The sequence below is a fragment of the Flavobacteriales bacterium genome (assembly GCA_013001705.1).
Taxonomy (GTDB): Bacteria; Bacteroidota; Bacteroidia; order Flavobacteriales_D; family JABDKJ01; genus JABDLZ01.
In genome coordinates, this window is record JABDLZ010000065.1 from 1 (window position 1) to 11,654 (window position 11,654).

Annotated in this window: 11 protein-coding genes; 7 read left to right on the plus strand and 4 right to left on the minus strand. The window is 49.1% G+C overall.

Annotated features, from left to right (window positions below; all coding sequences use genetic code 11):
* From HKN79_02500 to HKN79_02510, 3 genes are all read left to right on the plus strand, one after another.
* A partial coding sequence (locus HKN79_02500) for a hypothetical protein (GenBank protein NNC82419.1) occupies nucleotides 1-2,117 on the plus strand: 2,117 nt, incomplete at its 5' end.
* Between the two features lie 105 nt (nucleotides 2,118-2,222).
* Entirely contained in the window at nucleotides 2,223-2,996 is a 774-nt protein-coding gene (locus tag HKN79_02505) for a 3'-5' exonuclease (protein ID NNC82420.1), read from the plus strand.
* Between the two features lie 2 nt (nucleotides 2,997-2,998).
* The gene (locus HKN79_02510; protein ID NNC82421.1) at nucleotides 2,999-3,613 is read left to right on the plus strand and encodes a fumarylacetoacetate hydrolase family protein; all 615 of its coding nucleotides are present in this window, start codon (nucleotides 2,999-3,001) and stop codon (nucleotides 3,611-3,613) included.
* Between the two features lie 3 nt (nucleotides 3,614-3,616).
* Here HKN79_02510 and HKN79_02515 read toward each other — a convergent pair whose 3' ends face one another.
* From HKN79_02515 to HKN79_02530, 4 genes are all read right to left on the minus strand, one after another.
* A complete protein-coding gene (locus HKN79_02515; protein NNC82422.1) occupies nucleotides 3,617-4,693 on the minus strand; it encodes a glutaminyl-peptide cyclotransferase in 1,077 nt (358 codons plus the stop codon).
* A gap of 35 nt (nucleotides 4,694-4,728) precedes the next feature.
* Nucleotides 4,729-5,496, minus strand: coding sequence for a hypothetical protein (locus HKN79_02520; GenBank protein NNC82423.1), 768 nt, complete (start codon nucleotides 5,494-5,496; stop codon nucleotides 4,729-4,731).
* Between the two features lie 80 nt (nucleotides 5,497-5,576).
* Nucleotides 5,577-6,371, minus strand: a complete 795-nt coding sequence (locus HKN79_02525) for a hypothetical protein (protein NNC82424.1) — start codon at nucleotides 6,369-6,371, stop codon at nucleotides 5,577-5,579.
* A gap of 142 nt (nucleotides 6,372-6,513) precedes the next feature.
* Entirely contained in the window at nucleotides 6,514-7,164 is a 651-nt protein-coding gene (locus tag HKN79_02530) for a protein-L-isoaspartate(D-aspartate) O-methyltransferase (protein ID NNC82425.1), read from the minus strand.
* A 97-nt stretch (nucleotides 7,165-7,261) separates the two neighbouring features.
* Here HKN79_02530 and HKN79_02535 point away from each other — a divergent pair, with 97 nt between their 5' ends.
* From HKN79_02535 to HKN79_02550, 4 genes are all read left to right on the plus strand, one after another.
* On the plus strand, nucleotides 7,262-8,254 hold the full coding sequence (locus HKN79_02535) for a Gfo/Idh/MocA family oxidoreductase (GenBank protein ID NNC82426.1): 993 nt from the start codon (nucleotides 7,262-7,264) through the stop codon (nucleotides 8,252-8,254).
* Between the two features lie 94 nt (nucleotides 8,255-8,348).
* Nucleotides 8,349-9,230: a hypothetical protein gene (locus HKN79_02540; GenBank protein NNC82427.1), complete on the plus strand. Its 882-nt coding sequence runs from the start codon at nucleotides 8,349-8,351 to the stop codon at nucleotides 9,228-9,230.
* Nucleotides 9,227-10,642, plus strand: a complete 1,416-nt coding sequence (locus tag HKN79_02545; protein NNC82428.1) for a sugar transferase — start codon at nucleotides 9,227-9,229, stop codon at nucleotides 10,640-10,642. The genes HKN79_02540 and HKN79_02545 overlap by 4 nt, the downstream gene beginning before the upstream one ends.
* Before the next feature lie 52 nt (nucleotides 10,643-10,694).
* The gene (locus tag HKN79_02550) at nucleotides 10,695-11,579 is read left to right on the plus strand and encodes a 3-hydroxybutyryl-CoA dehydrogenase (GenBank protein NNC82429.1); all 885 of its coding nucleotides are present in this window, start codon (nucleotides 10,695-10,697) and stop codon (nucleotides 11,577-11,579) included.
* Nucleotides 11,580-11,654 lie beyond the last annotated feature (75 nt).

An 11,654-nucleotide genomic window follows, 5' to 3' on the forward strand; every position in this document is an offset into this window, starting at 1 on the left:
AACCGGATGACCTGGATGCATCCAAGTTCAGAGAGGATTTCACGGAAGCGAACCTTCTGATGGAAGAAGGCTATCACATGCAGGCCCTTGACCTGTGGCTTCAGATGTATAATGATGATCCTACCAATGCCAACCTGAACTATAAGATCGGGTATTGCTATCTCAAATCATCGAATGAGAAGGCGAAGGCAATGAAGTATCTGGAGGCTGCAGAGAATGGTCGTTCTGATGAATATGCTTCGTTCAATATCAGTGACTATAGTCCCTATGACCCCAAAGAGCGCAATGCGCCTATCGAGACCAAATACTATCTCGGACAGGCCTATCTGCTCAACTATGAACTGGCCAAGGCCGAGAAGTCCTTTCAGGAGGCCTTGGACCTCATGGGCAAGAGACATCATCTACGCGATGATGCCGAACGCGGTCTAGTGATGACAGCCAATGCCAAATCGCAGATCTCCAATCCCCGGGTGGATATCACCATCAACAACATGGGGCCGGTCATCAATGGAGAATTCAATGACTTCAGCCCTGTGGTCTCTGTAGATGAGAACGCCCTCTTTTTCACCAGTAGAAGATTGAGGGACGACAGTACCAATGCCAATCTGATAGATGACAAGGACGGGCAGTTCTTCGAAGATATCTACGTCTCATACCGAGACAGGAATGGGGATTGGCAGCGACCCGAATTGTTGAACATCAATGAGGCCAGCCAGCACTCGGCCACTATCAATGTTTCGGCCGATGGCCAAGAACTCTACATCTATAAGGATACCGACAAGGGTGGAGGGGATATCTACGCCAGTACTCTCATAGGTGAGACTTGGTCCTATCCACTGAAACTCTCCAGTGATATCAACAGCAAGGATTGGGAGACACATAGCGCGAAGAGTGCTGATGGCAATACCATGTACTTCGTCAGTGACCGAGAAGGTGGATATGGAGGAAGAGATATCTATCGCAGTGTCAAACTTCCCAATGGTCTATGGAGTAAGCCGCTCCTACTAGGTCCGGAGATCAATACCAAGTACGATGAGGATGCTCCATTCATCCATCCTGATGGGAAGACCTTGTACTTCGCAAGTAAGGGACATAATACCATGGGAGGCTTCGACATCTTCTCTACCCGACTCATGGATAGCGGTGACTGGACCACCCCTGAGAATGTAGGCTACCCCATCAACACCGTAGATGATGATGTCTTCTACGTGACTTCTGCAGATAGCCGTAGGGCCTACTTCTCCTCTGACCGAGAAGGTGGTTACGGACTCAAAGACATCTATATGGTCGAACTTCCAGAACCTGAGGATGGAAGCAATCTGGCCGTACTCAAAGGCTATGTGGTCCCTCCTGAAGGCGGAGCTATCCCTGTGAATACCATGGTGATGGTGACCGACATTGAGACCGGTATCGTGAGCACCTACACTCCGCGTATGCGGGATGGAGTATTCGTGGCCATCCTAGAACCCTGTAAGAATTACGAACTGGATTATCTCGTAGATGGCACTTCTATCCACAAAGAAAATCTGGAAGTAGAATGCGGAACTGCTTACAGTCAGATAGAACGCGAAGTGCAACTGGACCCGGTCAATCTACGTGGATCGGTAGTCAAAGTAGTCACTGCTGACGGTGTGGTCACGCAGACCGATGATGGTGTGACTCAGATACAGAACACCACTGATGATGTGACCACTGTGATGACCACCAAGGATGATGTATCCGTCATCTCTGCTACTTCTGCCGGAACAGCCATCTTCGATAAATACTTTGGATACAATGAGAAGGATATCGGATTGGCCGAGACGCGATTCAAACTCTTCATGGATGATCTAGTGGATATGATCAACAAGCATGGATCGGTAGATATAGAGATAGAAGGAAGTGCATCCCGCGTACCTACCCGTACCTGGGGATCGAATGATGTACTCGCGAATAACAGGGCCAATGATGGGCTCGATATGCTCATGGCCGAACTCGACCGCAGAGGTGTGAGCCGTAACAAGGTCAACATCACTTCCATCAAAGGCCTCATCCAAGGCCCGAAATACCGAGGGGATTTCGAATCCAATCGAAGCAAATACGAGAAGTTCCAGTACATACGTATGGTGGCGCGTTAAGACATTGCATGATATGAATCAAAACCCCTTCGATCGAAGGGGTTTTTTCATTTCTACATGCTGGGTAATGCTACCTTCGTCAGCCCATCCCTATCAAATTGCATTATGGCTTTAGCACTGGAAAGACCCCTAGCATTCTTCGACCTCGAAACCACAGGCACCGATGTAGCCAAGGATAGGATCGTGGAGATCTGCATCATCAAGCTACATCCCGATGGCCAGAAGGACACCTATCTGGAACGACTCAATCCTACCATTCCGATCCCTCCTACTTCAACGGCCATTCACGGCATCTCTGATGATGACGTGCGGCATTGTCCGAGTTTCGAATACAAGGCAGAAGAAATCTATGCCTTCTTGGCTGACTGTGATCTGGCAGGGTATAACAGTAATCGCTTCGATATCCCCCTACTGATCGAGGAATTCCTGAGAGTAGGTGATCACTATGACCTGTCAGACAGGAAATTTGTAGATGTGCAGAATATCTTCCACCGTATGGAACAACGCACACTGGTCGCTGCCTACAAATTCTATTGTCAGAAGGATCTGGTAGATGCGCATAGCGCTGAAGCGGATGTCATTGCGACTTTAGAAGTGCTGCAAGCGCAGATCGAGCGATACGAGGAACTGGAGAACGATGTGGACTTCTTGGCCGAATTCTCCAAAGGAAACCGGAACTCGGTGGATTTTGCAGGGCGTATCGGAATGGATGAGGACGGACAGGAGATCTTCAACTTCGGTAAACACAAGGGCAAGAAAGTAGTAGACGTATTCAATCAGGAACCTTCCTACTACCACTGGATGATGAATGCCGAATTCCCTATGTATACCAAGAAGGTCATCTCGCGCATTTATTCTTCTATGAAGCAATCCATCTGACGATGAAGATCATCTGCATAGGACGCAACTACGCTGCCCATGCCAAAGAATTGGGCAACAAGGTGCCCACAGAACCTGTCGTATTTCTCAAGCCAGAGACTGCTCTTATCCCTAAAGGGCAGCCATTCTTCTATCCTGAACACTCGAATGACGTACACTATGAGGTGGAATTGGTGGTACGTATCGATCGGGTAGGTAGACATATCGAAGAGCGATTTGCACATCGCTATTACTCGGAGATCGGTCTAGGAATCGACTTTACCTGTAGGGACACCCAACAACGATTGAAAGAAGCAGGCCAGCCATGGGAGAAAGCCAAAGCATTCGATCATTCCGCACCGGTCAGTCAACGATTCCTACCTGTATCGTCATTCAGCGATGTGCAATCCATACCCTTCCGGCTTCTGAAGAACGAAGAACTCGTACAAGAAGGGAATAGCAGCGATATGATATTCCCTATCGACCGCTTGATCGCTGAGGTCTCTAAATACTTCACCTTGAAGATAGGTGACCTCATATTCACCGGCACACCTCAAGGAGTGGGACCAGTACAGGTCGGAGATACGTTGAGCGGTTTCATCGGTGAACAAAAGATGTTCTCCCTTCGCATCAAATGATGTCTAGCTGGGTCTGGGCACAAAACTGACCTCGAAGAGCTTGGGCCAGTACTTTCCGGTCACGTAGAAGGTCCTGCGCTCGGAATTGTAGGCAATGCCATTGAATACATCTTGGTCGGGAGTCTGAAGCTCAGGAGGGAGAATTCCGCGGCAATCGATGTATTCCAAGACCTTTCCACTGCTCGCATCTATTTTGGCAATGACTGTGGCCCCGTAGAGATTGGCGTAGATGTAACCATCCACATATTCCATTTCATTGATGCTTTCCAATCGCTGTTTGTCATCGTACACCGGAATGGTCCGGAGTACTTCAAAGGTTTTAGGGTCCAATACGGTAAGTACATGCGTCCCATCGGAGATGATGAGTTCACGGCCATTGTCGGTCAGCCCCCACCCTTCTGCCGTGGGTAGACTGAACTCTCCTAGTTTCTCCATCGTGTTCAGGTCATAGTAGAAACCGAGTTTGGATTTATAGGTGAGTTGATAGATACGGTCTCCCAGTATGGTCAAGCCTTCACCAAAATAGGTCATGGGTAGGTCCACCCTATCTGCGTAGTCACGCTTCATGGGGTCATAGTTATAGATAAGCGATTCCCCGTGTTGCCCAGTGCTCTCATATATACGACCGTCATGCCAGGTCAATCCCTGGGTATAGGCATCGGTATTATGATCATACATACTGATAACCTGGTACTGCATCACTTGAGGTGTGACATCAGATAGTATCTCGATGGACCAAGAGGATTCGCAGCGGGTGGAATCATCGAATAGGTATCTGATCTTCAGATCATGCCTGCCTAGCAGGAGCTCATCTGTAGGAATCTCTTCTTCCATGACGGGTATTCCGTCCAAAGTGACCGTACTGTCAAGTACCGTCTTTTCCACTTTGATACCACTGCGAAAGCGTATCGGTTGTCCAGACTGGATAGAACCGCTCTCTGAGCGTATGAAACACTGCTTGGGTTTGGCCAATGGTCGTCTATCCGGTGTATCGGAGGTGCAGCCTGAAGGGTTGAGGAAAAGCAAGCTGATCATGGCCAAAGCTATGATCCCTGCTCCTATCTTGACTATGGGTCTCATCGTTTCTCTAAATGCGCTGCAAAGGTATCAGAAGGTCATTTCTCGTCTGAGTCTGCTCCGAAATAGAAGCCTATGCTGAACTCTGGAATCATGAAATTGTCGACTCTCCAGTACGAATTGCTCGGTTCAGCGGTGCGTTCTATCAATTCTGCGGAACCTGAGAACGTCTCCACACGTCTATATCGTACCTCAGGGACGTAGTGAACATCCATTCCGAAGCCCATCCGGCCAGATAGGAACAAAGATGGAGTGATCTGGTAGATGACTCCGGTTTGGACAAAAACAGCCGCCCCAAAGCTGTATCCGGTATCATACCACAGCGTATCACCTACATATGCAGCTAGAGGATTCTCTATACTGACCTCTGCTCGCATGGTATGGGTGCTCAAGTGCACTCCTCTACCCCAAATTCCTTGGAGCCGTCCGTCTCCGAGCCATTTCTCCCTATGTATGCCCATGAGCATCTCGAAAGACCTCTCCAAGGATTCTTCCGTCACATTTTCCTGTGGTATCTCATTGAGTCCATCATACAAGGCAGGCACCCAGTCTCTATCGCTCGATCGCTGGATGCTAGTCTGTAGTCTATAGCGGATCCAGTCATCCGATTCCGATCGGTATCTGAATACATCCAATGCCCGAGGGATTCCTTCACCTCCTTGCCATGTGGGAATGGTAGACGAAGGACCTATCAGATTGCCCGTATAATCGAGAAATGGACTCGCGCTGATGCCGACTCCCCATTGGGCAAGAAGCCCTTGGGAGAAGAAGAAAGCACAAATGACCGACAGCAATAGACGTCTCATTCCTTACCGAAAGTATACAAGAAGCCCCGATCTCGTTTCACACAGGATCGGGGCTCCTAGTAGTAGTATTCAGACTTCTCTTAGAAGTGGAACATCAGTCTCAAGTTGAAGCTGTCAATAGCGGCCGTATCGATAATGAACGTACTGCTACCACCGGTCTGAGTCACAATGTCATCGTCACCATCGACTGCGACAGTAGTCTCACCATCACCGGTGCTCGAGATCGCAAGACCCCAACCATATTCACCAGCTACTGACATCTTAGGAGCGAAGAAGTACTCGACTCCACCGAAAACACCGACACCGAAAGTGACTGTGCTTCCCATTTTCTCCTCTGTCAATTGCGTTCCCATGTCATCCAAGGAGTTTCCATACTCATAGGACGTCTTCATAGAAGCAAAAGAGAACTGAGCAGCAGCACCATAGACTCCTTGAAGTCTGGTGTTACCTCTTCTCATCTCTTTACCAGCTCCTATGGTGACTCCCATAGCACTCGTCTTGGTCTTATCCTCTACAACATCTCCTGGATCTCCATCCAAGTCGACAACGAACATGCGCTGTGTGAAGTTGTTGAATCCCACACGGACCGTTGCCCGGTATGCATTCTGAGGATCGATGAACTTCTTACCGTAGATGGCAAATCCAACTGGACCTGCTCCTGAGGCTGTAGGGTGTGGAGTGAATACAGGTGCTGTGTTCAGCCCGTTACCCCCGATGAAGTTCCCAACGTAGTTGAGTAGTGGAGTAGCATCCGCTCCTAGAGCGTATTCTCCTCCTTCAGGTAGGAACGGCTCTCCCTTCTTAGAAGTGAGGTCCTGTGCGCCTACCACCGAGACAGCAAATATGGCTGCCAATAACAATGTGTTTCTTTTCATAATTCTGAATTTAGTGAAACGTAGATTTGATCAAATGTAAATCCGGGTGCAAACATAGGTTATTAACAAATACCATAGTTATTAACATTAACTAGGGTATATAATCGTTGTTTTCTACTTTTTAGGTCCATTAAATATGCCTTCAACGGCTTTCGCTTCGGTCATTCAACATAGGCACGAAGCTGTATTCACCATGAATCTCCTCTTTCAACTCACCTTGTGAGGTCTTGATATACTTATGCATATCCTGTACTTCCCCTTCTCCCACGGGTATTACCAGGATGCCACCAGGACGCAGTTGGTGGACCAATGCGTCAGGAACCCACGGAGCACCGCAGGTCACTAAGATGCGGTCATAGGGACCGTAGGCCTCTTTTCCTTTGTATCCGTCTCCGTAGAAGAATTTAGCACGATATCCGAGTCGGCTCATCAGTGGTTTGGTCTTCTGATAGAGCAATCGCTGACGCTCTATGGACACCAATCGGGCTCCCATGGCTATCAGCACGGCTGCTTGATATCCACTTCCGGTGCCGATTTCCAGCACCTTCATGCCTGGGTCGAGGTCCAGAAGCTGGCTCTGGATCGCCACTGTAGACGGGTGAGATATGGTCTGGCCTGCTGCTATGGGAAAGGCTTTATCCTCATAGGCATGTTCTACAAAGGCGTTGTCCACGAAATAGTGTCTAGGAACATTTGTAACGGCCTGTATGACCCGCTCATCGGTCAATCCTTTGGCCTTCAGTGTTCGGACCATCCTCCTTCGAAGACCTTGATGTCTATATGAGTCTTTCATAAGCGACCGAAAAATACCCTGCTATTCAGCCATGACCTGTTGAAATCCTTGCATTTGATAACAAGTGGCCGTGTATTATCCTCCTAGCTTTGGTCCTGTGCAGAACAAGCAATTACGCATCGGAGTGCTGGGTGCAGGGCATCTAGGCAAGATCCATATCAAGATACTCAAGCAATCCCCGAGCTATGAACTGATCGGATTCTATGATCCCAATCCGGCTGTGAGCGCTAAGACCCAGGCAGAACTGGAAGTCAAAGCCTACCAGGACATGGATATGCTCTTAGATGATGTGGATGTAGTGGATATCGTGACCCCGACTCTCAGCCATTTTGACTGTGCGATCAAGGGGCTCCGTAAGTTCAAGCATCTATTCATCGAAAAGCCCATCACGAATACGCTAGATGAGGCCAAACAACTGAGAAAACTGGCCGAAGAAGCGGGCACCAAGATCCAAGTAGGACATGTAGAGCGGTTCAACCCGGCCTATCAAGCGGTGGCCGAGCGATTGGATCGGCCCATGTTCATAGAGACCCACCGTTTGGCACAATTCAATCCCAGAGGCACCGATGTTCCGGTGGTCCTGGACCTGATGATCCACGATATCGACATCATTTTACACGTGACCCGCTCCAATGTACGCTCGGTACATGCTAGCGGGGTGAATGTGATCAGCGAAACACCTGATATCGCCAATGCACGCATCGAATTCGAGAATGGATGCGTGGCCAACCTGACCGCGAGTCGCATCTCTCTCAAGAACATGCGGAAAAGCCGATTCTTCCAGCGGGATGCCTATATCAGCGTGGATTTTCTGGAGAAAGTGAGTGAAGTGGTCTCGATGGCCGAGATCGAAGGTGAGCCGGATCCATTTGCCATCACCATGGACCCGGGCAATGGAAAGCCCTTAAGAGAAGTAACGTTCGACCGACCGGAAGTGGAGCCCAATAATGCCATAGGTGATGAACTCGAAGCTCTGGCACAGGCCATCCATACAGACACAGAACCACCAGTGACCGCTGAGGATGGCTACATGGCCTTGTCCATAGCGCATCGTATCATGGAACAGATAGAAAGGAGATCCATGAAATAAATCCCATACACCAGGCGTTCATCTACCGATGAACGTGGGGTGGACACTCCATCAGAATGGGATACCTTCGCGCACGTTTTCAGAGATCTCTTGAATGAAAAGACGATTACCGCTACTTGGTCTGCTGCTCTTGGGTCTATCCTGTGACCTCATCAATCCCAATGAGGAGGAAGTCTCCTTTCTCAGAATAGAGGAAATCGGACTGGAGGTGCGCAACGGAGGTATCGAAGAAGGGAGTCCATCAGAAAAGATCATCGATGTGTGGCTCAATGTGAACGATGAGCTTATCGGTGCCTATGAGATGCCCGTGGATATCCCCATCTTGAATCAAGGTCCGGTGGACATCAAGATTTTCGGGGGCATACAGATCAACGGACTGAGCACCGAGCGTACGCGCTATCCCTTTTACGATTTCTATAATACCGAGATAGAACTCATCCCAGGGGCTTCGGTCACATTGGAACCCACCCTCAACTACATCGCTGACGTACTGGTGTTCAACAATGAGGATTTCGAAGGCACGGGCTTTCAATTCGAACGCTCGGTCACTAGCGACACCATCATGGAGTCCATTCCCAATCCCGATCCCTCTGATGTCCTTCAAGGAGATAAGATAGGAGCTCTCTATTTGGATGAAGAGCGAGATCATTTCAAGGTCAATAGCACCTTGGAACTGGATCTGGCTTTCAAGAATATCGCCTATATCGAATTGGACTATAAAGTAGAAGGACCATTCACGGTAGGCCTTCGTAGGTCACAACCGTCTATTCTGGACTACAGCATCGCGGGCTTCAACCCCTCACTGGATGAGAACGGCCAAGCCCAATGGAACCATGTCTACGTGGAACTGAATCAGGCTATCGACCTTTTGGGCAATGAAGATGAGTATGAGATATTCATCGAAGGCTACAATACCGGCATGGGTGTGAAGACCTATTATTTCGATAATGTCAAAGTGATCCATCCCCTGCAATGACAAGACGGTCACTGGTCATACGGTATATCGTCTGTGATCTGATCGCTGCAGGAGTCACCTGGTGGCTCTTCTTCCGTTATAGGAAGACCTACCTGGAACCCCGCAAATTCGGCTATGATGTGGATCTCATTTTCGATGAGAAATTCTACATCGGGCTGGCTGTCATTCCAGTGATGTGGATCCTTCTCTATGCGATGAGCGGGCACTACAATCGCATCTTCAGAAAGCACCGCCTGCAGGAATTGGGACAGACTCTGGTGGCAGCCCTATTCGGCTGTCTGGTCATCTTCTTTGCACTCATTCTGGATGATCAGATCGCGACTTATAAGGACTACTACTCCGCATTCTTCCTGTTGTTCGGGATGCAATTCGGATTCACATTCCTGTTCAGATACATGCTAACCAATCGTACGGTGAAGAAGGTACACCGCGGTGAGATCGGATTCAACACACTGATTGTTGGCTCTGGGAGTTCTGCTCGAGATATCTTCCAAGAGATACGATCACTGGCCAAATCACCGGGATACTATTTCAAAGGCTATTTGAAGTACAACGGTGGAAGTGACGAGATGAAGGATTCCGGCCTGGCGCCCTGTGGAGAGTTCGATGCAGTGGAAGTGACCATCGCTCAGCAGGAGATCGAAGAGGTGATCGTAGCAGTCGATTCTCACGATCATAAGGCATTGAACAAGATCATCTCCCGATTAGAGAGCTGCGGGGTGATCGTCAAGGTCCTGCCTGATATGTATGACATACTGAGCGGCTCGGTACGGATGACCAGCATCTTTGGAGCTCCACTCATCGAAGTGAATCGGGAGATCATGCCGGCCTGGCAGAAATCCCTCAAGCGCATCATCGATATCACGGTCTCCCTATTTGGACTTATCATCCTGTCACCTCTCTTCCTTGGATTGATGATCGCCATCAAATTGAGCAGTAAGGGTCCCATATTCTTCAAGCAAATACGCATAGGACATCACGGAAGTCCCTTCTACATCTATAAGTTCAGGACCATGGTGGTGGACGCAGAGAAGAATGGGCCTCAGCTCAGTAGCTCCCATGATAAGCGGATCACCCCGCTAGGGAAATGGATGCGTAAGACCCGATTGGACGAATTGCCCCAATTCTTCAATGTGCTCAAAGGGGATATGTCCTTGGTAGGTCCCCGACCTGAACGTCAGTTCTTCATCGATAAGATCATGGAGGTCGCTCCTCATTACCGCCACTTACACAAAGTCAGACCCGGAATCACTTCTTGGGGACAGGTCAAATACGGCTATGCGGAGAATGTGGATCAAATGGTACAACGGCTCAAATACGATATACTCTATATCGAGAACATGAGTCTGGCGGTGGATTTCAAGATACTGGGATATACCGTTCTTACCGTCATCAAGGGATCCGGGAAATAGCCGCCTATTTTTCTAGCTTTACGCTCCTTTTCTAATCCTCAATTCACAAGAAATGAAGAACATCGCGGTCATCGGTGCGGGCACTATGGGCAATGGAATTGCACACGTATTTGCACAAACAGGCCACCAGGTCACACTCATCGACATCTCTTCCGAGCAACTGGAAAAGGCGCTGGCCACCATCTCAAAGAATCTGGACCGCATGATCGCCAAGGAGAAGATCAGCGAGTCTGACAAGGAGACCACCCTAGGTCAGATCAAAACCTCGACCGATATGACTGCGCTGAAGAACAGTGAACTGGTGATAGAGGCTGCCACTGAGAATGAGGAACTGAAGCTGCGCATCTTCCAGCAGATGGATGAATTTGCACCTGAGAATGCCATTCTAGCAACCAACACCTCATCTATCAGCATCACCAAGATCGCCTCGGTCACTTCCAGACCGGACAAGGTCATCGGCATGCACTTCATGAATCCGGTGCCTATCATGAAATTGGTGGAAGTCATTCGCGGCTACTCCACTAGTAATGAAGTGACCCGGATCATTATGGATCTATCCAAGCAGATAGGAAAGATCCCTGTAGAGGTCAACGATTACCCCGGATTCGTGGCCAATCGCATATTGATGCCAATGATCAATGAGGCGATCTATTCCCTTTACGAGAGCGTGGCCGGAGTGGAGGAGATAGATACCGTGATGAAACTCGGAATGGCGCACCCGATGGGTCCATTGCAATTGGCCGACTTCATCGGTCTGGATGTGTGTTTGAGCATACTCCATGTGCTACATGATGGATTTGGCAATCCGAAGTATGCCCCTTGTCCCCTGCTGGTGAATATGGTGACTGCTGGTAAGAAAGGGAGAAAGAGTGGTGAAGGATTCTACCGCTACGACCACGGAACAAAGGACTTAATCGTCTCGGAGCAATTCTCCTGATGCGTAGCTCCTTCAAAGCAAGGCAGCTGGGCTCAGAACAGCCTTTGCTGGGGGGAGTATACCGAGATGTATCAC

Excerpts from the sequence above, each read along its gene's own strand:
- HKN79_02505 (NNC82420.1), top strand. The coding sequence starts at position 2,223 with ATGGCTTTAGCACTGGAAAGACCCCTAGCATTCTTCGACCTCGAAACC.
- HKN79_02510 (NNC82421.1), top strand. The coding sequence starts at position 2,999 with ATGAAGATCATCTGCATAGGACGCAACTACGCTGCCCATGCCAAAGAA.
- HKN79_02515 (NNC82422.1), bottom strand. The coding sequence starts at position 4,693 with ATGAGACCCATAGTCAAGATAGGAGCAGGGATCATAGCTTTGGCCATG.
- HKN79_02520 (NNC82423.1), bottom strand. The coding sequence starts at position 5,496 with ATGAGACGTCTATTGCTGTCGGTCATTTGTGCTTTCTTCTTCTCCCAA.
- HKN79_02525 (NNC82424.1), bottom strand. The coding sequence starts at position 6,371 with ATGAAAAGAAACACATTGTTATTGGCAGCCATATTTGCTGTCTCGGTG.
- HKN79_02530 (NNC82425.1), bottom strand. The coding sequence starts at position 7,164 with ATGAAAGACTCATATAGACATCAAGGTCTTCGAAGGAGGATGGTCCGA.
- HKN79_02540 (NNC82427.1), top strand. The coding sequence starts at position 8,349 with ATGAAAAGACGATTACCGCTACTTGGTCTGCTGCTCTTGGGTCTATCC.
- HKN79_02545 (NNC82428.1), top strand. The coding sequence starts at position 9,227 with ATGACAAGACGGTCACTGGTCATACGGTATATCGTCTGTGATCTGATC.
- HKN79_02550 (NNC82429.1), top strand. The coding sequence starts at position 10,695 with ATGAAGAACATCGCGGTCATCGGTGCGGGCACTATGGGCAATGGAATT.